The 25,306-nt window shown below is 67.1% G+C and carries 22 protein-coding genes and 1 rRNA gene; 9 read left to right on the top strand and 14 right to left on the bottom strand.

The window, feature by feature from the left end:
• Positions 1 to 247 precede the first annotated feature (247 nt).
• The 8 genes from AWC17_RS14995 to clpS all read right to left on the bottom strand — a co-directional run bounded on the left by AWC17_RS14995 (position 248) and on the right by clpS (position 6,319).
• Positions 248 to 847 (bottom strand): DUF4395 domain-containing protein, encoded by a 600-nt coding sequence (locus AWC17_RS14995; RefSeq protein ID WP_244193498.1) that lies wholly within the window; start codon positions 845 to 847, stop codon positions 248 to 250.
• Between the two features lie 321 nt (positions 848 to 1,168).
• Positions 1,169 to 1,948 carry a ribonuclease PH gene (gene rph / locus AWC17_RS14990; protein ID WP_046186497.1) on the bottom strand — a complete coding sequence of 260 codons (780 nt, stop codon included), beginning with the start codon at positions 1,946 to 1,948 and terminating at the stop codon, positions 1,169 to 1,171.
• 34 nt (positions 1,949 to 1,982) lie between these two features.
• Complete coding sequence (locus AWC17_RS14985) at positions 1,983 to 2,765, bottom strand: cyclic nucleotide-degrading phosphodiesterase (protein WP_046186498.1); 783 nt, start codon at positions 2,763 to 2,765, stop codon at positions 1,983 to 1,985.
• A gap of 72 nt (positions 2,766 to 2,837) precedes the next feature.
• Positions 2,838 to 3,653: a glutamate racemase gene (murI, locus tag AWC17_RS14980; RefSeq protein WP_046186499.1), complete on the bottom strand. Its 816-nt coding sequence runs from the start codon at positions 3,651 to 3,653 to the stop codon at positions 2,838 to 2,840.
• Complete coding sequence (locus AWC17_RS14975) at positions 3,650 to 4,324, bottom strand: rhomboid family intramembrane serine protease (RefSeq protein WP_046186500.1); 675 nt, start codon at positions 4,322 to 4,324, stop codon at positions 3,650 to 3,652. Before AWC17_RS14975 ends, murI begins: the two co-directional genes overlap by 4 nt.
• A 36-nt stretch (positions 4,325 to 4,360) precedes the next feature.
• Entirely contained in the window at positions 4,361 to 5,404 is a 1,044-nt protein-coding gene (locus tag AWC17_RS14970; protein WP_047322143.1) for a P1 family peptidase, read from the bottom strand.
• Positions 5,401 to 5,988, bottom strand: coding sequence for an oxidative stress transcriptional regulator AosR (gene aosR, locus AWC17_RS14965; protein ID WP_046186559.1), 588 nt, complete (start codon positions 5,986 to 5,988; stop codon positions 5,401 to 5,403). Before aosR ends, AWC17_RS14970 begins: the two co-directional genes overlap by 4 nt.
• A gap of 25 nt (positions 5,989 to 6,013) precedes the next feature.
• Positions 6,014 to 6,319 (bottom strand): ATP-dependent Clp protease adapter ClpS, encoded by a 306-nt coding sequence (gene clpS / locus AWC17_RS14960; protein WP_046186558.1) that lies wholly within the window; start codon positions 6,317 to 6,319, stop codon positions 6,014 to 6,016.
• A 67-nt stretch (positions 6,320 to 6,386) separates the two neighbouring features.
• Between clpS and AWC17_RS14955 the strand changes: the two genes are divergently transcribed.
• Positions 6,387 to 7,700, top strand: a complete 1,314-nt coding sequence (locus tag AWC17_RS14955; protein WP_046186557.1) for a nicotinate phosphoribosyltransferase — start codon at positions 6,387 to 6,389, stop codon at positions 7,698 to 7,700.
• A gap of 34 nt (positions 7,701 to 7,734) precedes the next feature.
• Positions 7,735 to 9,732, top strand: coding sequence for an ATP-dependent DNA helicase (locus tag AWC17_RS14950; RefSeq protein ID WP_141224638.1), 1,998 nt, complete (start codon positions 7,735 to 7,737; stop codon positions 9,730 to 9,732).
• Positions 9,733 to 9,744: 12 nt separating this feature from the next.
• Here the strand turns inward: AWC17_RS14950 and glgP are convergent, their stop codons facing one another.
• Positions 9,745 to 12,390, bottom strand: a complete 2,646-nt coding sequence (gene glgP, locus AWC17_RS14945) for an alpha-glucan family phosphorylase (RefSeq protein ID WP_046186854.1) — start codon at positions 12,388 to 12,390, stop codon at positions 9,745 to 9,747.
• Between the two features lie 227 nt (positions 12,391 to 12,617).
• Here glgP and AWC17_RS14940 point away from each other — a divergent pair, with 227 nt between their 5' ends.
• Both AWC17_RS14940 and glgB read left to right on the top strand, forming a co-directional pair.
• On the top strand, positions 12,618 to 14,711 hold the full coding sequence (locus AWC17_RS14940) for an alpha-1,4-glucan--maltose-1-phosphate maltosyltransferase (protein ID WP_047322145.1): 2,094 nt from the start codon (positions 12,618 to 12,620) through the stop codon (positions 14,709 to 14,711).
• A 23-nt stretch (positions 14,712 to 14,734) separates the two neighbouring features.
• The gene (gene glgB / locus AWC17_RS14935) at positions 14,735 to 16,930 is read left to right on the top strand and encodes a 1,4-alpha-glucan branching protein GlgB (protein WP_046182660.1); all 2,196 of its coding nucleotides are present in this window, start codon (positions 14,735 to 14,737) and stop codon (positions 16,928 to 16,930) included.
• 82 nt (positions 16,931 to 17,012) lie between these two features.
• Here glgB and AWC17_RS14930 read toward each other — a convergent pair whose 3' ends face one another.
• Positions 17,013 to 17,930 (bottom strand): tetratricopeptide repeat protein, encoded by a 918-nt coding sequence (locus AWC17_RS14930; RefSeq protein ID WP_046182659.1) that lies wholly within the window; start codon positions 17,928 to 17,930, stop codon positions 17,013 to 17,015.
• 191 nt (positions 17,931 to 18,121) lie between these two features.
• Positions 18,122 to 19,303, bottom strand: coding sequence for an acetyl-CoA C-acetyltransferase (locus AWC17_RS14925; protein WP_046182655.1), 1,182 nt, complete (start codon positions 19,301 to 19,303; stop codon positions 18,122 to 18,124).
• An 89-nt stretch (positions 19,304 to 19,392) separates the two neighbouring features.
• On the opposite strand from AWC17_RS14925, the gene mce reads away from it, so the two are divergent.
• Positions 19,393 to 19,860 carry a methylmalonyl-CoA epimerase gene (gene mce / locus AWC17_RS14920; protein ID WP_082122901.1) on the top strand — a complete coding sequence of 156 codons (468 nt, stop codon included), beginning with the start codon at positions 19,393 to 19,395 and terminating at the stop codon, positions 19,858 to 19,860.
• An 11-nt stretch (positions 19,861 to 19,871) separates the two neighbouring features.
• Here mce and AWC17_RS14915 read toward each other — a convergent pair whose 3' ends face one another.
• Together AWC17_RS14915 and nucS are read right to left on the bottom strand one after the other, a co-directional pair.
• Positions 19,872 to 20,168: a hypothetical protein gene (locus AWC17_RS14915; protein WP_082122900.1), complete on the bottom strand. Its 297-nt coding sequence runs from the start codon at positions 20,166 to 20,168 to the stop codon at positions 19,872 to 19,874.
• A 22-nt stretch (positions 20,169 to 20,190) separates the two neighbouring features.
• Positions 20,191 to 20,862, bottom strand: a complete 672-nt coding sequence (gene nucS / locus AWC17_RS14910) for an endonuclease NucS (protein WP_046182653.1) — start codon at positions 20,860 to 20,862, stop codon at positions 20,191 to 20,193.
• A gap of 45 nt (positions 20,863 to 20,907) precedes the next feature.
• Between nucS and AWC17_RS14905 the strand changes: the two genes are divergently transcribed.
• From AWC17_RS14905 to AWC17_RS14890, 4 genes are all read left to right on the top strand, one after another.
• Positions 20,908 to 22,533, top strand: coding sequence for an adenylate/guanylate cyclase domain-containing protein (locus AWC17_RS14905; protein ID WP_046182652.1), 1,626 nt, complete (start codon positions 20,908 to 20,910; stop codon positions 22,531 to 22,533).
• Positions 22,534 to 22,604: 71 nt separating this feature from the next.
• Positions 22,605 to 22,979 (top strand): hypothetical protein, encoded by a 375-nt coding sequence (locus tag AWC17_RS14900; protein ID WP_046182651.1) that lies wholly within the window; start codon positions 22,605 to 22,607, stop codon positions 22,977 to 22,979.
• A 115-nt stretch (positions 22,980 to 23,094) separates the two neighbouring features.
• Complete coding sequence (locus tag AWC17_RS14895) at positions 23,095 to 24,591, top strand: DNA-3-methyladenine glycosylase 2 family protein (protein WP_046182650.1); 1,497 nt, start codon at positions 23,095 to 23,097, stop codon at positions 24,589 to 24,591.
• Entirely contained in the window at positions 24,588 to 25,091 is a 504-nt protein-coding gene (locus tag AWC17_RS14890) for a methylated-DNA--[protein]-cysteine S-methyltransferase (protein ID WP_046182649.1), read from the top strand. The genes AWC17_RS14895 and AWC17_RS14890 overlap by 4 nt, the downstream gene beginning before the upstream one ends.
• A 62-nt stretch (positions 25,092 to 25,153) precedes the next feature.
• Here the strand turns inward: AWC17_RS14890 and rrf are convergent.
• Positions 25,154 to 25,266, bottom strand: a 5S ribosomal RNA gene (gene rrf / locus AWC17_RS14885).
• Positions 25,267 to 25,306: the final 40 nt, after the last annotated feature.

The raw sequence follows: 25,306 nt of genomic DNA, 5'->3' as shown, positions 1-25,306 counted from the left end.
CGTGACCCTAGTTGCCCTCCCTGGGCCACGATCTTCAGTGGCCCTGCACAGTGCGGGGGCCTCTGAGTAGGCGTTGACGGGTTCGCCGCAAGCGGCTGGCGAACGGCAGCTGGGTCACCAATCAATCCGAAACATGGTCATCACCTCTACAGGAACCATCTCGGCTTGCATCGCGGGCAGTTGTCGAATCCTCAGCATCGTCGTCACTGCCCGGACCGACTAAGCCGCACCGGCTGCGGTCCCGGGCCTACGCGCGACTTTCCAAGTTTATTGCTGGACTTTCCTCGTTTATTGCCGGTCGGGGTGCTATTCCCCTGACATAAGGGACTTCGCATTCTTCACAACCCCAAATCAATTTGTGCATGTAACAGCCCACACAAAATCCCAGCGTGGCCTCCGACCACGTCAGGACAAAACAGACCGCAACAACAGCCGCCATCGCTACGGGCGACGCCCCGAACAGGCGCATGGCAAGACACGTCGCCGCTAGACCGGCACCGAGCAACCATGCAAACCGTTTCGGCCGGGTTGGTTTCCACACCGGACGAATGTGCATTGTTAACGCTGTGCCCAGAATACCGGTGGGGCTGAACGGAGTTAAGCCGGTAGCCGCCGCAGCCAACATATCAAAAAGAACGAGCGGACCAACAATGATCACCGGATCGGTTTCCGGACGCAAAAGCAATAATGCGATCGTGATTGCCGAGATAATATTTAGCAAACCTGCCCTTGCGCGGGTCGCAACTTCGTTGATGCGCGGTTCCGCATGTGTATGCGTCATCTGCCCCATTGCCCACCACGGCGTATTGAGAAAAGCATGTTCAAGTGGGACTGGCCGACTCACCATCAAATGATCCTAAAAACGTGGCAAAACATTGTTTTGACAAAACTCAATGGACGTCGAGAGTTTACCATAACGGTATTGTGCACGACTCTGGCCAGCCACTTTGAGTCGACGACGAATGGCGAAGCTGCGGCCGACCAATGCCCCACCCTGGGACCAACACGACAGCGCCCGCGGACTCGAACTGCTTGACCCGATCCGCTAGCCGAAGCACACGATGACAAGCTCAGCTATGGCGCCTTGCTTGCCGACGGCATCATCGACCCGGTCAGGGTGATCCGCAGGCCGGCGGTGTTCCGTCTGGGTGGACTACCAGCAGCCGGGTCAGCTGCCGAACGCCTTCGGCGGAGTAGCCCCCTCGGGCAGCTCACCCGGGTAGGGCAGGGCCAGCGCGTCACGTTGGGCGGCGAACAACTTGTCGCAGGCTGCCAGCGCCACGTCGAGCAGCTTGTCCAGCGTCGAACGCGGGAACGTCGCCCCCTCGCCGGTCCCCTGAACCTCCACGAGGGTCCCGGTGTCGGTGGCGACGACGTTCATGTCGACCTCGGCGCGTGCGTCTTCCTCGTAGGGCAGATCCACCCGGACCCTGCCGTCGACGACCCCCACGCTGATCGCCGCGATGGCACACGACAACGGTCGGGGATCGGACAGCTTGCCCGCCGCCGCCAGGTAAGTCACGGCGTCGGCCAGCGCCACGAAGGCGCCCGTGATGGCGGCGGTGCGGGTGCCACCGTCGGCCTGCAGCACGTCGCAGTCGACGGCGATGGTGTTCTCCCCCAGCGCCGCCAGATCGATGCAGGCCCGCAGCGACCGGCCGATCAGCCGGCTGATCTCCTGGGTGCGCCCGGATAGGCGTCCTTTCACCGCTTCGCGATCGGAGCGCGTGTGGGTGGCCGACGGCAACATCGCGTACTCCGCGGTCAGCCATCCCAGGCCGGATCCCTTGCGCCAGCGCGGCACCCCCTCGGTGACGCTGGCGGTGCACATGACCTTGGTGTGCCCGAATTCGATGAGTACCGACCCCGCAGGGTGGTCGGTGAACCCTCGGGTGATGACTACGGGGCGAAGCTCGTCGTCGAGGCGGCCGTCTTCTCGTCTGGTCACCCAATAACCCTAGGCCAACCCTAACGTGGGATGCTCAGACCCTTTCAGAGCGGCGGATATCGAAAGATTCGCCGCACACCACCGCATGCACGGGACCATCGAATTCGGCCTTGGCCTCGCTGATCACGTCCTCACGTGAGGTCCACGGCGGGATGTGGGTCAGCAACAGCTCGCGAACGCCGGCCTGCGCCGCGGTCCGGCCGGCCTCGGTACCTGACAGATGCAGGGCGGGCGGGCGGTCCGGCGAGTGCGTCCAGGAGGCTTCGCAGAGAAAGACGTCGGCGTCCCGGGCCAACTCGACGAGCTGGTCGCAGACGCCGGTATCACCGCTGTAGACGAACGAGGCACCGGTCGAATCGGTGATCCTCATGCCGTAGGACTCCGTCGGGTGGGCCACCACCCGCGGCGTCACCGTGAGCGACCCGAACGTGACCGGTTCGCCGTCGACCCAGTGCCGAATGTCGAAAATGTCTGAGCAGTCGTCGATTTCGCCGCCGTACGGCGACGACGCAGCCCCCAATCGGGACCAGGTGTCGCCGGGGCCGTACAACAACGCCTTACCGTCCGGGCGCGACGGGTGGTATCGCCGCCACACGAACAGGCCGGGCAAATCCAAGCAGTGATCCGCGTGCAGATGCGTCAAGAGCACGTGCACGGAGGCGGGATCGGCATAGCGCTGAAGCGCGCCCAGCACACCCCCGCCGAAGTCGAGGACCAACGGCGGAGTGTCCGGTGCCCGGAGCAGATAACCCGACGCGGGCGAATCCGGCCCCACTACGCTGCCCGAGCAGCCGAGCACGGTTATTCGCACGGACACTACTGTGCCATGCCCGATACGACCGTGACGAAAACATCGCCGCATTCGTGTGATGAGAATCTCGTCGGCACGCTAGTCGATCCGCAGGTGGTGAACGGGTTGCACACCGGTGACCGCGGGGCCCAGGAATCGCGCCGCCAACTTGGTGAATGCCTCGGGGTCGCCGGTGGCTTCGAAGACCCGGGTCGCGGGCGCCGCGTCATGCGGGCGCAGCAGGTCGCGCTCGGTGAGCACCCGAAGCACTTCCTTTGCGGTTTCCTCGGCGCTCGACACCAGCGTCACGTCGTCACCCATCGCCAGCTGGATCAGCCCGGACAGCAGCGGGTAGTGCGTGCATCCGAGCACGAGCGTGTCGACCTGGGCGCGCTGCAACGGCTCGAGGTAGCCCTCGGCCAGCCCGAGCACCTGACGGCCACTGGTCACGCCGCGCTCCACGAAGTCGACGAAGCGCGGGCAGGCCACGGCGGTGATCTCGGTGTCACGCGCGGCGGCAAACGCGTCCTGGTACGCGTGCGATGTGATGGTCGCCTGCGTGCCGATGACACCGATACGACCGGTGCGCGTCGTCGCCACGGCACGACGCACCGCCGGCAGGATCACCTCGACAACCGGTACGTCGTAGCGCTCGCGCGCGTCCCGCAGGCAAGCCGCGGACGCGGTGTTGCACGCGATCACCAACGTCTTGACGCCGCGCCCGACGAGGTCGTCCCCGATGGCCAACGCGTGCGCGCGGACCTCGGGAATGGTGAGCGGACCGTACGGCCCGTGGCCGGTGTCGCCGACGTAGATGATGTCCTCGTCGGGCAATTGGTCGATGATTGCCCGCGCTACGGTCAATCCCCCGACGCCGGAGTCGAAGATCCCGACGGGCGCCAACGGCGAGCTCATATCTTCGGACGCGGCGTGGCGGTGCCGGCTTTTCTCTTCGCGCGGGACTTGCGCTCCGGCGCGGACAACCAATATGCGGCGACGACGCCGGCGATCGCACCGCACAGGTGCCCCTGCCAGGACACGCCACCGCATCTGCCCAGGACCGGCATGGCGCCCAGCAGCACGCCGCCGTAGGCGAACAACACCACCAGCCCGATCACGATGTCGACGAACCTGCGCACGAAGATCCCGAACACGAGCAGGAAGGCCAGCCAGCCGAAGATCAGGCCGGAGGCCCCGATGTGATCGGTGGGCCCGCAGGAGCTGCCCAAGTCGCCGATGAGCCAGGTGCCGAATCCGCCCACGATCCACACGATCGCGGTGGCCCAGACGAAGCGGCTCAGTCCGGCCAGCGTCATCAGGAAACCCAGCACCAAGAGCGGAATCGTATTGGCCATCAGATGCTGCCAATTGGCGTGCAAGACCGGGGCGAAGACGATCCCCCACAGGCCGTCGGCCTCGAGGGGTCTGATGCCGTTGGCGTCCAGCGAATGCCGCGTCAGCTGGTCGATCAGCTCGATCAGGTAGAGCAGCGCGACGAAGGTCAGGATCGTGGCCCCGCCCACCATCCACCCGGGCCGCTTTGCCTGGGTCGCCGGTGTGCCGGGGTGTCCCGTGGTCTTACCCATAGCTGCAGGTTACCGGCGCGGACAGCGGTGAACTTCTCATCGGGCGAACGCCCCGGGCAACACGTCGCGGTAGGTCGGTATGCCCGCCACCGAGTCCGCGGCGAACACGCCGACCAGCACCGCGCGCGCCAGGCAGTCGGCCGCCGCGGCGCCGACCTCCGCGGCCAGCCGCATCTCCGGCGAAAACGAGGCGGGTGCGTCGGCCGCGGGTGGCACCTCTACCGCCCCGGTCGCCAACGCGAAGACAGTGTCGCCGTCGTACGGGGTGTGCGCCGGGCGGATGGCACGGGCCAGGCCGTCCTGCGCGGCGACGGCGATGCGCCGGCACGCGGCCGGGCTCAGCGCCGCGTCGGTTGCCACCACCCCGATGACCGTGTTGAGCGGGTTCTCCAGCGGGCTCGCCGCGGTGGGCAACTGCGCGAAGGCGTCGACCTGCTCCGCCGGCGGTGGCCGCAGCCCGAACTCCTGGATCAGGTCCGCCATCCATGGCAGGCCGGTGGTCCGGTCGGCGACTTCGCCGGCGGAGTTCACCACCGCCACCGCGCCCACGGACACGCCGCACGGCAGCGCCGTCGCGGCCGTCCCGACACCACCCTTGAACACCCCGGCCCGCGCCCCGACGCCGGCGCCGACGCACCCGACGGCCGGCGGACCCTCGCCTCCGGTGGCGGCTTCGCAGGCCAGGTAGCCGAACTCGGCCGTCGGGCGACAGTCCCAGCCGCCGACCGGCAGATCGAAGATCACCGCCCCGGGCACGATGGGCACCACCCCGCCGTCCATCGCCACGCCGCGTTCTCGTTCTTCCAGCCAGCGCATGACGCCGTCGGCGGCGGCCAGACCGTAGGCGCTGCCGCCCGCGAGCAACACCGCGTCGACGTACCGGACGGTGTTGGCTGGATCCAGTAGGTCGGTCTCCCGGGTGCCGGGCGCGCCACCGCGGCAATCGACCGCGCCCACGGTCCCGGGCGGGGTCAGTACAACGGTGACGCCTCGGGCCCATCCGGCGCCCATGGTCGCATCGGGGTCGAGTCGATGATGGTGACCGACGCGGATGCCCCCGACGTCGGTAATGGCATTCATCCGGCCGGCTTTCCCATGAGCACCAGCACGAGGTATTCCTGCAAGACGGTCAGCCACTGGTACACGTCGAAGTGCACGGCCAGCGGGTGGTCGGCGGGCAGGCGCTCCGGCCCCTCCGGCCCGACCTCGAGCATGACTCCCAGCGTCAACCGGATGTCGTTGACCGCCGCGACCCAGGCGTTCGCGTCCTCCTCGGTCAGCTCGAACCGGCCGCCGTCACCCGGAACGGTGTCCAATAACCGCTGCGCGGCAAGGCGTTTGGCGTCGATGATCTCGGGCTCGTGCAGGCTGCGCAGCGCGGCGTTGAGGCTATCGGCGGCGTCGGGAGCCGACGGGTCGTTGGCGTCGTAGTGGAAGAAGTCGGGTAACAGCCGGCGCAGGGTCGGATCCTTCGGCGGATCACTGTTACCGGTCTTTATGCCGGTGATCTCCTCGAGTTCGTCTGCGGGCGAGGAAGATTCACGCTCATCGAGCAACCCGACCATGGCGGTCGCGAGGTTTCTCAGCAGGGCGGCCTCGTGAGACGCCAGGGCGGACCGAAAACGGGGACCGTCCGCGGTCTCGACGCGCTTCCATTTGCGCACAGGTGATCGCCGCGGCCCTCGAAGATCAGCGGTCCTGCTGCAGCGTCGCCCACAACCCGGCGGCATGCAGCTTGGACACGTCGACTTCCATGGACTCCCGGCTGCCGGCCGACACCACCGCCTTGCCTTCGTTGTGCACCTGCAACATCAGCTTGGTGGCGTGCGGCTCGCTGTAGCCGAACAACTTCTGGAATACATACGTCACGTAGGTCATCAGGTTGACCGGGTCATCCCACACGATCGTGACCCACGGACTCGTCGTGACGTCTACCGGAGCGGACTCGCGTTGTCCTGTAGTGCCCGGCTTGGTGGGCGCTGACATAACAACCATGGCCTACACGATACCGAGGGACCGGTGAGGTTTCCGAGCCCCTGATGGCAGCCGATACCGTTATGGAATGAACGACCCGGTCGTAACTGGGCTGCTTACCGACAAGTACGAGTTGACGATGCTGGCTGCGGCGCTGCGAGACGGCACCGCCAATCGCCCGACGACCTTCGAGTTGTTCGCGCGCCGGCTCCCGGAGGGCCGCCGTTACGGCGTGGTCTGCGGGACCGGCCGGCTGCTCGAAGCATTGCCCCAGTTCGGCTTCGACGACGAGGCGTGCGAGTTACTGGCGCAATTCCTCGATCCAGATGCGTTGCGGTACTTGCGCGATTTCCGGTTCCGCGGCGATATCGACGGCTACGCCGAGGGTGAGCTGTACTTCCCGGGCTCCCCGGTGCTGTCGGTGACCGGCACCTTTGCCGAATGTGTGGTGCTCGAGACGCTGGCGTTGTCGATCTTGAATCACGACACCGCGGTAGCGTCGGCAGCGGCGCGAATGGTGTCTGCGGCCAGGGGCCGTCCGTTGATCGAGATGGGATCACGGAGGACCCACGAACACGCCGCGGTTGCCGCCGCGCGCGCCGCCTATATCGCCGGCTTCACCGCATCCTCCAACCTCGAGGCGCAGCGCCGATACGGAATCCCCGCGGAGGGCACCTCGGCGCACGCGTTCACCATGCTGCACGCGAGCGAGGAACCCGCTGAAGTGACCGAACTGGCCGCATTCCGCGCCCAGGTCGACGCGCTCGGCGTTGACACCACGCTGCTGGTGGACACCTATGACGTGACGACCGGTGTGGCCAATGCCGTGGCCGCCGCCGGGAAGTCGCTCGGTGCGGTCCGCATCGACTCCGGCGAGCTGGGCGTGCTGACCCGCCAAGTCCGCGAGCAGCTCGACCGGTTGGGAGCCACCAGGACCCGCATCGTGGTCTCCGGTGACCTTGACGAGTTCTCTATCGCCGCGCTGGGTGCCGAACCGGTGGACAGTTATGGCGTCGGCACGTCGCTCGTGACGGGGTCGGGCGCACCGACGGCGAACATGGTCTACAAACTGGTCGAAGTGGACGGGATGCCGGTGCAAAAGCGCAGCAGCCACAAGGAAACCCGCGGCGGCCGCAAGGAGGCGCTGCGCCTCACGCGTACGTCCGGCACCGTCACCGAGGAGGTGGTCTATCCGGTGGGCCGCCGGCCCACGGTCAGCGAGCCGTCTCGGGTGTTGACCGTCCCGCTGGTCAGCGGCGGCGAAGTGGTGTCCAAACCGAATGTGGCCGCGGCACGCGAGCTGGTAGCTTCCGGGCTGCGCAGTCTGCCGTGGGAGGGTTTGAACCTGTCGCAGGGCGAGCCCGCGATCCCGACGACGCTGATCCCCGCCGGCCGCCGATAGCACCGCAGAGCAGAAGAGGGTAACCACGTCCGAAGTGTCCGTGCCCGAGTTGCTGGCCGTCGCCGTGGCCGCGCTCGGCGGCAGCGAGCGCCACGGCCAGCTCGAGATGGCCAACGCCGTCGCACAGGCGTTCGCAACCGGTGAGCATCTCGTCGTGCAGGCCGGTACCGGCACCGGAAAGTCACTGGCCTACCTGGTGCCCGCGATCGTCCGCGCCATCGATGACGACTCACCCGTCGTCGTGTCCACGGCCACCATCGCGCTGCAGCGGCAGCTCGTCGATCGCGATCTGCCCAGGCTGATCGACTCGATCGCCGACGCCCTGCCGCGCCGCCCGCAGTTCGCGCTGCTCAAAGGACGCCGAAACTATCTGTGCCTGAACAAGATTCACAATGGCGGGGCCGAGACCGAAGAAGACGCTGGCGACAGACCGCAGGAGGAGCTCTTCGATCCGATGGCGGCCACCGCCCTGGGCCGCGACGTCCAACGGCTCACCGCCTGGGCGTCGACGACCGAGTCCGGCGACCGCGACGACCTGAAACCCGGTGTGCCAGAACGATCCTGGTCCCAGGTCAGCGTTTCGGCCCGGGAATGCCTGGGCGTTGCCCGCTGCCCGTTTGGCTCCGAGTGCTTCTCCGAACGGGCGCGCGGCCGGGCCGGCGCGGCCGACATCGTGGTCACCAACCACGCACTGCTTGCCATCGACGCCGTCGCCGACTCGTTGGTGCTTCCCGAACACGCGCTGCTGGTGGTGGACGAGGCTCACGAATTGGTCGACCGGGTGACGTCGGTGGCCACCGCGGAGCTGACGCCGGCCACCCTGGGCGTCGCGGCCCGGCGGATCGCAAGATTGGTGAATCCCGAACTGACCCAGCGGCTGGACGCAGCGACGGCCAACTTCGCCGCGGCGATCCATGACGCCATACCGGGCCGCATCGACCGCCTCGACGAGGAGCTGGCGACATACCTGACCGCCCTGCGCGACGCGGCGAGCGCGGCACGCTCGGCGATCGACACCACGAGCGACGCGAAAGCGGCCGCGGCACGCGCCGAAGCGGTAGCGGCACTGAGCGAGATATCCGATACCGCCTCTCGGGTCCTCACGTCGTTCGCCCCGGCAATTCCCGATCGCACCGACGTGGTCTGGCTCGATCACGAGGACAACCGGGGTTCGGTGCGGCCCGTGTTGCGGGTGGCGCCGCTGTCGGTCGCGGGCTTGCTGCGCAACGAGGTGTTTTCGCGTTCGACGACGGTGTTGACGTCGGCGACGCTGGCGATCGGCGGGTCCTTCGACGCCATGGCCGCGGCCTGGGGCCTGGCGGGAACGGACTCCGAGGAGCCCGCCGCCTGGCGGGGTATCGACGTCGGCTCGCCGTTCCACCACGCCAAGGCCGGAATCCTCTACGTCGCCGCCCACCTGCCACCACCGGGCCGGGACGGCACCGGGTCGGCCGAGCAGCTGACCGAAATCGCCGAGCTCATCACCGCGGCGGGTGGGCGAACCCTGGGGTTGTTCTCGTCGATGCGGGCCGCGCGGGCCGCCGCGGAGGCCATGCGCCAACGGTTGTCGACGCCGGTGCTGTGTCAGGGCGACGACAGCACCTCCGCGCTGGTCGAACAGTTCAGCGCCGAGCCGCAGACGTCTCTGTTCGGCACCCTGTCGCTGTGGCAGGGCGTCGACGTGCCGGGGCCGTCGCTGTCGCTGGTGCTGATCGACCGCATCCCGTTCCCGCGGCCCGACGACCCGCTGCTGGGCGCGCGGCAGCGCGCGGTGGCCGCGCGCGGCGGCAACGGCTTCATGGCCGTCTCCGCAAACCATGCCGCGCTGTTGCTGGCGCAGGGGTCGGGCCGGCTGCTGCGCCGCGTCACCGACCGCGGCGTCGTCGCGGTCCTCGACTCCCGGATGGTGACCGCCGGCTACGGCGGCTACCTGCGCGCCTCGCTGCCGCCGTTCTGGCAGACCGCCGACCCGGCGCAGGTCCGCGCCGCACTGGAGCGGCTGCGCACAACGTCGGAGGGCCTGCCCTCCTGAGGTCAGCGGGCCTCAGCGCGCCAGAGTGACCAGACCCAGCTCGGTGCTGCCGGCAAGCATCGGGTGGTGGGGCAGCACGCGCACCGTGTACCCGACCGCCCCCGCCAGCGGTAGCGACAGCGTCGTCGAGAACACCTGGTTGCCGCCTTCGGCGGTCCCGGTGTACGACATCTCGACGGTGATCGGGTCCAGCAGCGCGTCGCTGGCGTCCACCCTGCCCACCACCCCTTGGACCGTGACCTCGTCGGGCGCGAGCCCGGCCAGCGCCACGGTGGCGGTCAGGGTCAGCTTGGAGCCCAGCACGGGCGTGTCCGGCAGCCCGGTGCTGTCCACGTCGGTGATGGTGATCTTGGGCCATGCCTCTTCGGCGCGCCGCCGGTAGGCGGCCACCTCGCGCGCCGCGCCGAACTCACGGCCGTCCTCACCGTCCTCGGCGGGCCCCACGGTCCTGCGCAACGACTGGGCCGCGTGCGTGTAGTACTGCTCCACGTAGTCGCGCACCATGCGCGAAGCCAGCACCTTCGGGCCGAGCGTCTGCAAGGTGTGTCTCACCATCTCGATCCACCGTGGCGGCACTCCGTGTTCGTCACGTTCGTAGAACTTGGGCGCCACGGCCTGTTCCAGCAGGTCGTAGAGCGCGCTGGCTTCCAGGTCGTCCCGACGGCCCTCGTCCGCCAGGCCGTCGGCAGACGGTATCGCCCAACCGTTTTCGCCGTCGTACCATTCGTCCCACCAGCCATCGCGGATGGACAGGTTCAGCCCGCCGTTGAGCGCACTCTTCATTCCGGAGGTGCCACAGGCCTCCAGCGGCCGCAGCGGGTTGTTCAGCCAGACGTCGCACCCCCAGTACAGGTGCCGGGCCATGGACATGTCGTAGTCGGGCAGGAACGCGATGCGGTGCCGCACCTCCGGCCGATCGGCAAAGCGCACCACTTGCTGGATCAACGCTTTACCCCCGTCGTCGGCCGGGTGCGACTTCCCGGCGACGATCAGCTGAATCGGCCTGTCCTCATCGAGCAGCAGGCGTTCGAGCCGCTCGGGGTCGCGCAGCATCAGCGTCAACCGCTTGTACGTGGGCACCCGCCGGGCAAACCCAATGGTGAGCACGTTTGGATCGAAAGCCGTTGTTATCCAACATAATTCGGCGTCCGAGGCACCGCGTTCCAGCCATGACTTGCGCAGCCTTCGCCGGACGTCCTCGACCAGCAGCAAGCGGAGTTGGGAGCGGATCCACCAGAGATGGCCCGCATCAACCTGGTTCAGTCGCAGCCAGACACCGGGATCGCCGAACGAATCCGAGCCGGCCAGCTCACGCCCCAACTGCAACCATTGCGGCGCCGCCCAGGTGCGCGCGTGAACGCCATTGGTGATCGACCCGATCGGCACCTCACCCGCATCGAACCCGGGCCACAGCTCGTTGAACATGGCCCGACTCACCTCGCCGTGCAGCAGCGAGACTCCATTGGCCCGCTGCGCCAGCCGCAGACCCATGTGCGCCATGTTGAATTTGGTCGGATCGTCCTCGGCGCCGAGCGCGAGAATCCGGGCGGTCGGCACGCCCGGCAACAACGCGGGAGCGCTCTTGCCGCCGGTTTTCTCGCTTTTCTTACCGGGATCGTGCTCGACATGCCCGTCGAAGTAGAGCTGCACCATGTCGATCGGGAACCGGTCGATACCGGCGGGCACCGGAGTGTGGGTGGTGAACACGGTGCTGGATCGCACGACGGCCAGCGCGGTGTCGAAGTCCAATCCGGCATCGGTCATCAGCTCGCGGATGCGTTCGGCTCCGAGGAACCCGGCGTGCCCCTCGTTCATGTGGAACACCTCGGGCGCGGGCAGCCCTCCGATGGCGGTGAACGCGCGGATCGCCCGCACCCCGCCGATGCCGGCCAGCAGCTCCTGCCTCATCCGGTGCTCCTGGTCACCGCCGTACAGCCGGTCGGTGATGCTCCGCAGGTCGTGCTCGTTCTCGGGGACGTCGGAATCGAGCAGGAGCAGCGGAACCCGGCCCACCTGCGCGACCCAGATCCGCGCATGCAGCTGGGCGGAGTCGGGAAGCGTCAGCTCGACCAGCACGGGATCGCCAGCGGCGTCGGTGAGTAGCCGCAACGGCAGCCCCTGCGGATCCAGCGACGGGTACGTCTCGTTTTGCCAGCCGTCCGCGGTCAGCGACTGGCGGAAATACCCGGACCTGTAGTAGAGGCCCACGGCCACCAGCGGCACCCCAAGATCGGAGGCCGACTTCAGGTGGTCCCCGGCGAGGATGCCCAGACCGCCCGAGTAATTGGGCAGCACCTCGGCCACGCCGAACTCCATTGAGAAATAGGCGATGGCCGTCGGCATCGCCATACCTTCGGCTTGCTGCTGCTGGTACCACAGCGGACGGCTCAGGTAATCGTTCAGGTCGGCGGCCAACTGATCGAGCCGGCCAAGGAACGTCCCGTCGAGCGCCAACTCATCGAGCCGTGCCGGATTCACCGCGCCCAGCAACGCCACCGGATCAGAGCCGCACCGTTCCCACAGGTCCACGTCGACGGTCGCAAACAAGTCCTGGGTCGGCTTGTCCCATGACCATCGCAAGTTGGTCGACAGCTGGTCCAGCGCGGCCAGTCGTTCGGGAAGGTGCGCACGGACGGTAAAGCGGCGGAGGGCTTTCACGCGTCCTTACCTTACTGAGGATTTCGCCCCGCGCACGGCGGCGGTGAAGACCGCTTTTCCCGCCAAGGGTGTGGCCGGACACTAGGGTGGGTATCGGTTAGTTATTGGGGCCGCAACGGTGCTTCCCCGCAGAGGAAGTTCCCCACGACAGGAAGTTTCGCCAGACGAGAGGCATTCCGCGACGGAGCACACCGCGGTTTGGCCGCACACAATCGGAACGGAGTGTTGTGCCTGGTCGTGTCGAGATCGATAACGTCCAACCCGTCGTCTCCTGCGGCGCGTACCCCGCCAAGGCCGTGGTCGGTGAGACCATCCCGGTCAGCGCGGCGGTATGGCGGGAAGGCCACGAGGCTGTCGCGGCGACCCTGGTCGTGCGCTATCTCGGGCCGCATTATCCGCAACCAATGGAAACCCGCCGAATCAAAGCGGTTCAGGCTCCCGTAAAGGTCGCAACCGACGTCGACGGCGGTGTGGACCGGCAACGGATCAAGCCGCTGCTGCTGCCGATGACGATGGGCCTCGAGCCTTACGTCTTCCACGGGCAATTCACGCCCGACCGGGTCGGGCTGTGGACCTTCAGGGTCGACGGCTGGGGTGACCCGATCCACTCCTGGCGGCACGGCGTGGTTGCCAAGCTCGAGGCCGGCCAGGGCGAGACGGAACTGTCCAACGACCTCCTGCTCGGGGCCGCGCTGTTCGAGCGCGCCGCCACGGGGGTGCCGCGCGCGCTGCGCGACCCGCTGCTGGCGGCCGCCGCGGCGTTGCGGAGCGCCGGGGACCCGGTCACCCGCACCGCGTTGGCACTGGCGCCGGAAATCGACGAAATCCTGGCCGAGTATCCGTTGCGCGACCTGGTCACCCGCGGCGATCAATACGGAGTCTGGGTGGACCGCCCGCTGGCCCGCTTCGGTTCCTGGTATGAGATGTTTCCCCGCTCGACCGGCGGGTGGGACGCCAAGGGCAAGCCGGTGCACGGCACGTTCGCCACGGCGGCCGCCCAGCTTCCGCGCATCGCGGCAATGGGATTCGACGTCGTGTATCTGCCGCCGATCCATCCGATCGGCAAGGTACATCGCAAGGGCCGCAACAACTCTCCCACCGCCGCCCCCGGAGATGTGGGTTCTCCGTGGGCAATTGGCAGCGACGAGGGCGGCCATGATGCCGTCCACCCGGACCTGGGCACCATCGAGGACTTCGACGCCTTTGTTGCCGCGGCGCGCGAGCTGGGCATGGAGGTGTCGCTGGACCTGGCGTTGCAGTGCGCGCCGGACCATCCGTGGGCGCGCGATCATCGCGAGTGGTTCACCGAATTGCCCGACGGCACGATCGCCTACGCGGAGAACCCGCCCAAGAAATACCAGGACATCTATCCGCTCAACTTCGACAACGACCCGGCAGGCCTCTACGACGAAGTGCTACGGGTCGTCCGGCACTGGATGGACCACGGCATCAAGTTCTTTCGGGTCGACAACCCGCACACCAAGCCGCCGAACTTCTGGGCGTGGCTGATCGCCCAAGCGAAGAGCATCGACCCCGATGTGCTTTTCCTCTCGGAGGCCTTCACCCCGCCGGCCCGCCAGTACGGGCTGGCAAAGCTCGGATTCACGCAGTCCTACAGCTACTTCACCTGGCGCACGGCGAAGTGGGAACTGACCGAGTTCGGCAATGACATCGCCGCGCTCGCCGACTTCCGCCGACCGAACCTGTTCGTGAACACACCCGACATCCTGCACGCCATCCTGCAGCACAACGGGCCCGGGATGTTCGCCATCCGCGCGGTGCTGGCGGCGACCATGGGCCCCGCCTGGGGCGTGTACTCGGGCTATGAGCTGTTCGAGCACCGTGCGGTGCGGGAGGGCAGCGAGGAATATCTGGACTCCGAAAAGTACCAATTGCGGCCTCGTGATTTCGCGGGTGCTCTGGCGGAGGGGCGGTCGCTCGAGCCGTTCATCACGCTGCTCAACTCGATCCGCCGGCTGCATCCCGCGCTGCAGCAGTTGCGCACCATTCATTTCCACGCCGTGGACAACGATGCACTGCTCGCCTACAGCAAGTTCGACCCGGCGACCGGCGACTGCGTACTGGTGGTGGTGACGCTAAACGCGTACGACCCCGAGGAAGCCACGCTGTTTTTGGATATGGCGGCTTTGGGTATGGAGCCTTATGAGCGTTTCTGGGTGCGCGATGAAATCACCGGCCAGGAATTCCAATGGGGGCAAGCAAATTACGTTCGCATCGACCCTGCGCGAGCGGTGGCGCATGTCATCAACATGCCACTCATACCGTATGAGTCTCGAATGACGTTGCTGCGCAGGCGATGAAACGGACCGGAGGTGAAAAGGACATGAGCCAAGCCGACCAACTCGCCAGGACGCACCTGGCGCCCGATCCGGCCGACCTATCGCGCCTGCTGGCTGGCACGCACTACAACCCGCACGGCATACTGGGGGCCCACGAGTACTCCGACCACACCGTCGTCCGGGCGTTCCGCCCGCATGCGGCCGAGGTTGTCGCGCTCGTCGGCGAGGACAGGTATCCGCTGCAGCACGTCGAATCCGGCCTGTTCGCCGCGGCATTGCCGTTCGTCAACCTGATCGACTACCGGCTGGAAGTGAAATACGAGGGGTCCGACCCATACACGGTCGCCGACGCCTACCGGTTTCTGCCCACCCTGGGCGAGGTCGACCTCTTCCTGTTCGGCGAGGGTCGTCATGAGCGCCTCTGGGAAGTCCTTGGCGCGCACCCTCGCTCGTTCACCACAGCCGATGGTGTCGTCAACGGGGTGTCGTTCGCGGTGTGGGCGCCCAACGCCAAGGGCGTCAGCCTGATCGGCGAGTTCAACGGCTGGACCGGCAGCGACGCTCCGATGCGGTCGCTGGGCTCCTCCGGAGTGTGGGAGCTGTTCTGGCCCGACTTCCCCGCGGACGGCCTGTACAAGTTCCGCGTGCATGGCGCCGACGGCGTGGTGACCGAGCGGGCCGATCCCATGGCCTTCGCCACCGAGGTGCCGCCGCACACCGCCTCCCGCGTGACGCGCAGCAAATACACCTGGCAGGACGCCGAGTGGATGCAGCAGCGCGCCCAACGCAATCCGGTGTTCGAGCCGATGAGTACCTACGAGGTTCACCTCGGTTCGTGGCGCCCCGGACTCGGCTACCGGCAGCTTGCCGAGGACTTGACCAATTACGTGGTGGAGCACGGGTTCACCCACGTCGAGTTGCTTCCCGTCGCCGAGCACCCGTTCGCCGGATCGTGGGGCTACCAGGTGACGTCGTACTACGCGCCGACATCGCGGTTCGGCACGCCCGACGAATTCCGGGCGCTGGTTGATGCGCTGCACGACGCCGGCATCGGCGTCATCGTGGACTGGGTGCCGGCGCACTTCCCGAAGGACGCCTGGGCGCTGGGACGGTTCGACGGCACCCCGCTGTACGAACACTCCGACCCCAAAAGGGGCGAGCAACTCGACTGGGGCACTTACGTATTCGACTTCGGCCGGAACGAGGTGCGTAACTTCCTGGTGGCCAACGCGCTGTATTGGCTCGAGGAGTACCACGTCGACGGGTTACGGGTGGACGCGGTTGCTTCCATGCTGTACCTGGACTACTCGCGCCCCGAGGGCGGCTGGACACCGAACATCTACGGCGGGCGCGAGAACCTGGAGGCCGTGCAGTTCCTCCAGGAGATGAACGCCACGGTGCACAAGTCGGCCCCCGGCATCGTCACCATCGCCGAGGAGTCGACGTCGTGGCCCGGGGTCACGCGTCCGACAAACCTTGGTGGCCTGGGTTTTTCGATGAAGTGGAACATGGGCTGGATGCACGACACGCTCGACTACATCAGCCGCGACCCGATCTACCGCAGCTACCACCACGGCGAGATGACGTTCTCGATGCTCTACGCGTTCAGCGAGAACTACGTGCTGCCGATCAGTCACGACGAGGTGGTGCACGGCAAGGGCACGCTGTGGGGGCGGATGCCGGGCAACAACCACGTCAAGGCCGCCGGGCTGCGCAGCCTGCTCGCCTACCAGTGGGCACATCCCGGCAAGCAATTGCTGTTCATGGGCCAGGAGTTCGGCCAGCGCGCCGAGTGGTCCGAGGAATACGGCCTGGATTGGTGGCAGCTCGACGAGCAAGGGTTCTCGAACGGCGTCCTGCGTCTGGTGCGCGACATCAATGACATCTACCGCAGCCACCCGGCGCTGTGGAGCCAGGACACCATCCCCGACGGTTACTCCTGGATCGACGCCAACGACTCGGCCAACAACGTGTTGAGCTTCCTGCGGTATGGCAGCGACGGCTCGGTCATGGCCTGTGTGTTCAACTTCGCGGGCAACGAGCACAGCGGCTACCGGCTCGGCCTGCCATCCGCCGGCCGCTGGCGCGAGGTGCTCAACACCGACGCCACCGACTACAACGGCACCGGGATCGGCAACATGGGCGGCGTCGATGCCACCGAGGACCCGTGGCATGGCCGGCCCGCATCGGCGGTGCTGGTGCTGCCCCCCAACTCGGCCCTGTGGCTGGAGCCTGAGTAGACCCCTTGCCGCGAGCAGACGCAAAATCGCTCTGCAACACCAGGATCTGTGCGATTGTGCGTCTGCTCGCCGACCGAGAACCTCAGTAGAGCGCGTTGGCGAGGTTGCGTCGTCCGGCGATGACCTCGGGGTCTGCGGGATCGAACAATTCGAAAAGCTCGATCAACCGGGTGCGTACCCGGGTGCGCTCGTCCCCCGATGTGCTGCGCACCAAGGCAATCAGGCGCTCGAAGGCCGCACTCACGTCCTGGTTGAGGATTTGCGCGTCGGCAGCCGCGAAGGCCGCATCGATGTCGCCCGGTGCAACGTCGGCGGCGGCGAGGGCGTCCGGTGGATGGGCGGTTGCGCGCATGAGGAAGTCGATCTGCCGGATCGCGCCCTTTGCTTCGGCACTGCCCGGATTGGCGTCCAGTATCGCCTGATACGACCCTCTGGCCACCTCAAAATCACCCGTCTCGAGCTGTTCGCGGGCCGCGGCCAGCTCGGGGTCGACCTCGTCGGGAGCCGCGGAATCGCTTGGGCCCCTGAGTTTCCCGGCTGTCGCGGACAGAAGCGAGTCCACCCAGCCCCGCAATTGGTCAGGCGGCTGGATGCCTTGAAAGCTGGACAGCGGCTGCCCGGCGGCCAGAGCCACGACGGTCGGCACCGCATCGACACCGAATATCTGGGCCACCCTGGGCGCCACGTCGACGTTGACGGTCGCCAGGGACCATTTGCCGTTGTCCTCGGCAGCCAAGCCGGACAGGATATCGACGAGCTGGACACACGCGTCGCTGCGCGGTGACCACAGCAGCACCACGACGGGCACTTCTTCCGACCGCAGCAGGACTTCAGTCTCGAAATTGGCCTCGGTGATCGCGGAAACTCCGGGACCGCCCTCGCCGGCCGTTACGCCGCCGCCGGGCCCACCGGGCGGCGGCTGCTGGGCCCGCTGCTTGAGACCGGACAGGTCGACCGCGCCAGCCAGCGCGGGGCCGATCGAGGGTCGCGGACGCGTCACGTGGTCAAGTTTGTCATGCGCGTCGGTGACCCATCCACCCGGTGGCGCGCACGCCAGGACGCCGCTTGCCGGGCCGGCAATCGCCCCAACAGCGGCCCGCGAGCGGGCCATATGACGAAGATCACAAAAATTCCCGTGTGTGTTGCGCCAGCAACCTCACGACGGCGTCAGCGCGATCCGGTTGAGTCCGGCTAGTTTGCCCGAAGGATCAGCGCGTCGCCCTGCCCACCGGCCCCGCACAGGGCCGCAACGGCGTAACCGGAGCCGCGGCGGGCCAGTTCCAGGGCCGCATGCAGCGTGATCCGTGCGCCCGACATGCCGATCGGATGCCCGACGGCGATCGCACCACCGTTGACATTGACGATTTTGGGATCCAGCCCGAGTTCGCGGGTCGAGGCCAGCGCGACCGCCGAGAACGCCTCGTTGATTTCCACGACGTCGAGCTGGTCGGCGGAGATGCCCTCGCGGCTGAGCGCTTTCTTGATCGCGTTGGCCGGCTGCGACTGCAGGGTGGAGTCCGGTCCGGCCACGACACCGTGCGCGCCGATTTCGACCAGCCAGGTCAGCCCCAGCTCCTGCGCCCTGGCCTTGTTCATCACCACCACGGCCGCCGCCCCGTCGGAGATCTGCGACGCCGAACCGGCGGTGATGGTGCCATCGCGACGGAAGGCCGGTTTGAGGCCGGCCAGGGACTCGGCGGTGGTGTTGGCGCGAATCCCCTCGTCCTCGGTGAACTGCAGCGGATCACCCTTGCGCTGCGGGATGTTGACGGGCACCACTTCGTCGGCGAAGACGCCGTCCTTCCACGCCGCGGCCGCCTTCTGATGCGACCGCGCAGCGAACTCGTCCTGCTCCTGGCGGGTGAATTTGTCCGCGTCGTTCCGCTGCTCGGTGAGCGCGCCCATCGGCTGGTCGGTGAAGACGTCGTGCAGGCCGTCGTAGGCCAAGTGGTCCAGCACCGTCACGTCGCCATACTTGTAGCCCGCCCGGCTGTCCATCAGCAAATGAGGCGCTTTGGTCATGGACTCCTGCCCACCGGCCACCACGACGTCGAACTCCCCGGCACGAATGAGCTGGTCAGCGAGCGCAATGGCGTCGATGCCCGACAGGCACATCTTGTTGATGGTCAGCGCCGGAACATCCCAGCCGATGCCGGCCGCTACGGCCGCCTGGCGCGCGGGCATCTGGCCGGCCCCGGCCGTCAACACCTGGCCCATGATCACGTACTCGACCGCCGACGCGGGTACGTTGGCCTTCTCCAGCGCACCGGCGATCGCGATGGCACCCAGATCGCTGGCCGAAAAATCCTTCAGCGAACCCATCAACTTGCCGATCGGCGTCCGCGCTCCAGCAACGATCACTGACGTCGTCATGACAATCTCCTCAGGCCTACTAAGGCGCTCCCGGACGGCCGATTCGGACTCCTGGAGAAGCGCAATCTTTGCCGCCAGGTTACCTTTATGTGATGACGACCGATCAAGTTGACGCCCGTCAGGTCCTGGCCAGCGCGCTGGTGACGGCGATCGATCACGTCGGCATCGCAGTCGCCGACCTGGACGCGGCAATCGCCTGGTATCACGACCACCTCGGCATGGTCCTGGTGCACGAGGAAGTCAACGAGGAGCAGGGAATCCGCGAGGCCATGCTGGCCGTGCGCGGCGCCCCGGCCGGTACCGCGCAGATCCAGCTGATGGCCCCGTTCGACGAGTCCTCGACCATCGCCAAGTTCCTCGACAAGCGCGGGCCCGGCATCCAGCAGATGGCGGTTCGCGTGAGCGACCTCGACAGCGTGATCGAGCACCTCCGCTCCCAGGGCATCCGGCTCATCTACGAGGCGCCCCGCCGCGGCACGGCAAACTCGCGGATCAACTTCATCCACCCCAAGGACGCCGGCGGAGTTCTCATCGAGCTGGTCGAACCGGCCGCCTGAGACCCGGCCGATCACGACCACTTCCTGGTCGGGCCGCGCGTGGAGCGGTGGGTCCAGCACGGGCCATGCCAATGCCGCCGATCGTCTGCTCCCCCGAGGGTCGGATCGGCCGGCCACACCACCAGATGTGCGGTGCCCACACGTATTTCGTGGTCACAACCGGGACAACGGTAGGTCTTGACCGCGCGGGCCCCCGGTACGGGACGGACTTCGTACTCGTGGCCGTCGGGGCCGATCTCCACCCGGCGCGGCACCGGTGGCGGCAATGACTGCCGCTGCCGACGGGGCGGTGTGCGGCGCCGAGCCATACCGCCAGCCTAGCCGCGCAGCTCAGAAAAGCCGGTATTCGTCGCTGTCCATCCCACGCATCTTGTCGTAATCCAGTGTGATGCAACGGATCCCGCGGTCGGCAGCCAGGGTGCGCGCTTGCGGCTTGATCTGCTGGGCCGCGAACACTCCCTTCACCGGGGCGAGCACGCTGTCGCGGTTGAGCAATTCGAGGTAGCGGGTGAGCTGCTCGACGCCGTCGATCTCGCCTCGCCGTTTGATCTCCACCGCGACGGAACCGCCTTGCTCGTCGCGGCAGAGCAGGTCGACGGGCCCGATGGCGGTCATGTATTCGCGACGAACCAGCGTGTAGCCCTCGCCGAGCAGTTGCACGTGCTCGGCGAGCAACGCCTGCAGGTGGGCTTCGACGCCGTCCTTGACCAGCCCGGGGTCAACGCCCAGATCGTGGCTGGTGTCGTGCTCGACTTCCTCGACGGTGATGCGCAGCTGTTCGCCGGCCTTGTTCTGCACCACCCACACGGGCGCCTGATCACCGGGTTCCTCGGTCAGCCAGCAGGGCGGACTCATCCAATTCAGCGGCTTGTAGGCGCGGTCGTCGGCGTGCACGCTGATCGATCCGTCGGCCTTGAACAGCAGCAGCCTGCGGGCCGACGGAAGATGCGCGGTGAGCCGGCCGACATAGTCGACAGTGCATTGGGCGATCACTAGACGCACCCGACTCACCTTAGAGCGTGGCCGACAAATTAGGCTGACGCCACCATGTCGGCCAACCAGAGCTTGGCAAAACGCATCGGCCGGGTGCTCGAGACGGTCACCCGTCAGAGCGGCCGGCTACCGGAAACGCCCGCGTATGGCTCCCTGCTGCTGGGACGGGTCTCCGAAAGCCAACGACGTCGCCGCATCCGCATCCAGATCATTTTGACCGTGCTGGTCCTGGGCGCGAACTTGCTCGGCATCGCCGTCGCGCTGCTGTTGGTGATAGTCGCCATTCCCCAGCCGAGCATCTTCCATGACGCGCCGGCCTGGATTACGTTCGGGGCTTCACCGGCCTACATCGTGTTGGCCCTGGCGGTGGGCACGTATTGGATCACCCGCCGGACGGTGCTCTCGTTGCGCTGGGCGATCGAGGAGCGCCCGCCGACTGCCGAAGACGAGCGCAACACCTTCCTGGCCCCGTGGCGACTCGCGATGTATGACCTCATCCTGTGGGGTATCGGGACGGTGCTGTACACGACGCTGTACGGTCTGGCCAACACAGTGTTCATCCCGCGGTTCCTCCTCGTGGTGAGCTTCTGCGGCGTTCTGGTCGCCACCGCCAGCTATCTGCTCGCCGAGTTCGCGCTGCGCCCGGTCGCCGCCCAGGCGCTGGAGGCGGGGCCGCCGCCACGGCGGTTGTCGGCCGGGATCATGGGCCGAACCATGGTGGTCTGGTTCCTGGGTTCCGGTGTGCCCGTTATCGGCATCGGCCTGCTGGCAATGTTTCAGATCCTGATGCGGAACCTGACCGAGACCGAGTTCGCGGTCGGCGTGCTGATCTTGTCGTTCGCCACCCTGATCTTCGGGTGCGTCCTGATGTGGATACTGGCGTGGCTGACGACGACACCGGTCCGGGTGGTCCGGGCGGCGCTGCGGCGCGTCGAGCGAGGTGATCTGCGGGGCGAACTCGTCGTTTTCGACGGCACCGAACTTGGTGAGCTGCAACGCGGTTTCAACACGATGGTCGACGGACTGCGCGAGCGCGAACGGGTTCGCGACCTCTTCGGCCGGCATGTCGGACGCGAGGTCGCGCTGGCCGCCGAACGCGAGCGACCGAAGCTGGGCGGCGAAGAACGCCATGTGGCAGTCGTATTCATCGACATCATCGAGTCGACCAAGCTGGTGACGAGCCGGCCCGCGGCAGAGATCGTGCAGTTGCTCAACCAATTCTTCGGCGTCGTGGTGGAAGAGGTGGACCGACACTGCGGGCTGGTCAACAAGTTTGAGGGTGATGCGACGCTGGCCGTGTTCGGGGCTCCGAATCGTCTCGAGCGTCCGGAAGAAGAGGCGCTGGCCGCCGCGCGCAGTATCGCCGAGCGGCTGAACAACGAAATGACGGAGTGCCAGGCCGGTATTGGCGTGGCGGCGGGGCAAGTCGTCGCCGGGAACGTCGGTGCCAGGGAGCGCTTCGAGTACACCGTCATCGGTGGGCCGGTCAACGAGGCCTCCCGCCTGTGCGAGCTCGCCAAGTCGTACCCGGGCCGGCTGCTTGCGACGGCCGACGCGCTGGAAGGCGCGAGCGAGAACGAGCGCGGCCATTGGTCTTTGGGCGAGACCCTGACCCTTCGCGGCCACGAGCGCCCCACTCGGCTCGCTTCGCCGTCCGAGGCCGCCGACCAGTCGGCCTGATGCGATCGATCTCCGATCTCAGTGGGTAAGGGGTTTTAAGGACATCGCCCCTTAAAGAGATTGGTGTTGACATGACCGGTAGCGCAACTGCCCGCCGTGTTTCGGTCGCTGCGGGGATCGCCGCGGCGATCGCCTTGAGCTCGTTGACCGCGGGCTGCGGCTCAGGCAACAACAACAAGAACCCGACGACTTCGACCGTCACCACCACTGTCACGACGCCGGCCAGCGTCACAACGACGGCCCCGGCGGCGACAACTCCTGCCGGACCGGGCGGTCCCGAAACCGGACCGGGTGGCGCCACGACCGCCGGACCGGGTGGTTCCGGAGCCGGTACCGGGCCCGGTGGGGCGAGCGCGGGTGTGCCGGGTGCCGGGGCTTCCGCCGGGCCCGGCGGCGCGGGCGCCTGCGCCGGCGGCATCTGCGCCGGAACCCCTCCCGGCCCGTAGCCGTCCAGCTATGACGTCGGGATCCCCGGCGTCATAGCGCCTGCTTGATCCGCCCACTCACTACCATGTCGGTTTTCCGCCAGTTTTGTCGGTTGGCGGGTGTAAGTCTTGAAGTGTGCATGACGACTTCGAACGCTGCTACCGCGCCGTCCAGTCCAAGGACGCCCGGTTCGACGGCTGGTTCGTCACGGCGGTACTGACCACCCGCATCTATTGCCGGCCGAGCTGCCCGGTGCGACCGCCGTTCGCTCGCAACGTGCGGTTTTATCCGACCGCCGCCGCCGCTCAGCGGGCGGGATTCCGGGCATGTAAGCGGTGTCGTCCCGACGCGTCTCCGGGTTCGCCGGAATGGAACGTGCGCGGTGACGTCGTTGCGCGGACGATGCGCCTGATCGCCGACGGCACCGTGGATCGCGAAGGCGTCGGCGGCCTGGCGGCCCACCTCGGTTACACCACCCGCCAGCTGGAGCGGCTGTTGCAGGCCGAGGTCGGCGCCGGCCCACTCGCGCTGGCCCGCGCCCAACGAGCGCAGACCGCCCGCCTGCTCGTCGAGACCACGGACCTGCCGTTCGGGGACATCGCGTTCGCGTCGGGGTTTTCCAGCATTCGCCAGTTCAACGACACCGTGCGCTTGGTGTTCGAGAACACACCGACGGAGCTGCGCCGGCGTGCAACGGATCCGTCCGGAGACTTGAAATCGGGAGCCGCTTCGGCTGGGACGGTCTCCCTTCGATTGCCGGTACGCACCCCGTTCGCCTATGAGGGTGTGTTCGGCCATCTGGCCGCCGGCACCGTGCCCGGCTGCGAGGAGGTCCGCGACGGTGCGTACCGACGCAGCCTGCGCCTTCCGTTCGGCAGCGCAGTCGTCAGTCTGAAACCGGCCCTCGATCATGTGCGCTGCGTGCTCGTGCTCGACGACTTTCGTGACCTGACGACGGCGATCGCCCGCTGCCGGCGCCTCCTGGATCTCGACGCCGACCCCGAAGCGGTGGACGACGCGCTGGCCGGTGACCCCCACCTGGGTTCCGTGGTGACAAAGGCTCCCGGACAACGCATTCCGCGCACCGTCGACGAGGCGGAGCTGGCCGTGCGGGCGGTACTGGGCCAACAGGTGTCGACCAAGGCGGCCAGAACCCACGCCGGCCGCCTGGCCGCGGCCTACGGGCAGCCGGTCGCGGACCCTGACGGCGGCCTGACCCATACTTTCCCGTCGGTGGAGCAGCTCGCGGAGATCGACCCCGTCCACTTGGCGGTCCCCAAGGCCCGGCAGCGGACGCTGAGCGCATTGGTTGCCGGCCTTGCCAACGGCAGTGTCGTCCTGGACAGCGGGAGCGACTGGGAGGCCGCCCGCAGACAATTGCTGGAACTGCCCGGAGTAGGTCCCTGGACCGCAGAGGTGATTGCGATGCGCGGCCTCGGAGACCCGGACGCCTTCCCGGCCACCGATCTTGGCCTTCGCCTGGCCGCGAAGCAGCTGGGCCTGCCGAGTGACGAACGGACCCTGGTCACGCACGGCGCCCGGTGGCGCCCCTGGCGCTCCTACGCCACCCAATACCTATGGACCACCCTCGAGCACCCGGTTAACCAATGGCCACCACAGGAGGTCGCATGATCGAGTACCGCACCATCGACAGCCCGATCGGGCCGCTGACCCTAGCCGGCCAGGACTCGGTTCTGACGATGCTTCGAATGGTCGACCAGACCTACGAACCGAGCCGCACCGGCTGGGCACCGAATCCGGCCGCATTCAACGAGGCCACCGAACAACTCGACGCCTATTTCGCGGGCGAATTAACCGAGTTCGATTTCGAATTCGATCTGCGCGGCTCCGAATTTCAGCGGCGAGTGTGGAAGGCGCTGATGACAATTCCATACGGCGAAACCAGATCGTACGGAGAAATCGCGGAACAGATCGGCGCTCCCGGTTCCGCACGCGCCGTGGGACTGGCGAACGGCCACAACCCCATCGCCATCGTCGTTCCCTGCCACCGCGTAATCGGCGCCAACGGGAGCCTTACCGGTTACGGTGGCGGTCTGGACCGAAAGCGCATCCTGCTCGCATTGGAGAAGAAACGCGCATCGGCGAATGCGGCTTTGACATTATTCGATTAGGAAATGCGCCGGCACGCAGTGAATGCAAAAACACCCCCGTTGCCGGGGGTGTTTTTGTGTATGTTCGGCGGTGTCCTACTTTTCCACCCGGATGGGCAGTATCATCGGCGCTGACAGGCTTAGCTTCCGGGTTCGGAATGGGACCGGGCGTTTCCCTGTCGCTGTGGCCGCCGTAACTCTATTTAAATTTGGTATCGGTGGGGGGTGTGGTATTC

Source organism: Mycobacterium nebraskense (assembly GCF_002102255.1).
Lineage (GTDB): Bacteria > Actinomycetota > Actinomycetes > Mycobacteriales > Mycobacteriaceae > Mycobacterium > Mycobacterium nebraskense.
The sequence above is the reverse complement of the archived record's forward strand: the minus strand, read 5'-3'. Positions and strand labels throughout refer to the sequence as shown.

What these genes read in the sequence shown, in the direction of transcription:
- AWC17_RS14995 (WP_244193498.1), bottom strand. Translation starts at nt 847, where the DNA reads ATGGTGAGTCGGCCAGTCCCACTTGAACATGCTTTTCTCAATACGCCG.
- murI (WP_046186499.1), bottom strand. Translation starts at nt 3,653, where the DNA reads ATGAGCTCGCCGTTGGCGCCCGTCGGGATCTTCGACTCCGGCGTCGGG.
- AWC17_RS14975 (WP_046186500.1), bottom strand. Translation starts at nt 4,324, where the DNA reads ATGGGTAAGACCACGGGACACCCCGGCACACCGGCGACCCAGGCAAAG.
- AWC17_RS14970 (WP_047322143.1), bottom strand. Translation starts at nt 5,404, where the DNA reads ATGAATGCCATTACCGACGTCGGGGGCATCCGCGTCGGTCACCATCAT.
- clpS (WP_046186558.1), bottom strand. Translation starts at nt 6,319, where the DNA reads ATGGTTGTTATGTCAGCGCCCACCAAGCCGGGCACTACAGGACAACGC.
- AWC17_RS14955 (WP_046186557.1), top strand. Translation starts at nt 6,387, where the DNA reads ATGAACGACCCGGTCGTAACTGGGCTGCTTACCGACAAGTACGAGTTG.
- glgB (WP_046182660.1), top strand. Translation starts at nt 14,735, where the DNA reads ATGAGCCAAGCCGACCAACTCGCCAGGACGCACCTGGCGCCCGATCCG.
- AWC17_RS14925 (WP_046182655.1), bottom strand. Translation starts at nt 19,303, where the DNA reads ATGACGACGTCAGTGATCGTTGCTGGAGCGCGGACGCCGATCGGCAAG.
- AWC17_RS14915 (WP_082122900.1), bottom strand. Translation starts at nt 20,168, where the DNA reads ATGGCTCGGCGCCGCACACCGCCCCGTCGGCAGCGGCAGTCATTGCCG.
- AWC17_RS14905 (WP_046182652.1), top strand. Translation starts at nt 20,908, where the DNA reads ATGTCGGCCAACCAGAGCTTGGCAAAACGCATCGGCCGGGTGCTCGAG.
- AWC17_RS14900 (WP_046182651.1), top strand. Translation starts at nt 22,605, where the DNA reads ATGACCGGTAGCGCAACTGCCCGCCGTGTTTCGGTCGCTGCGGGGATC.
- AWC17_RS14890 (WP_046182649.1), top strand. Translation starts at nt 24,588, where the DNA reads ATGATCGAGTACCGCACCATCGACAGCCCGATCGGGCCGCTGACCCTA.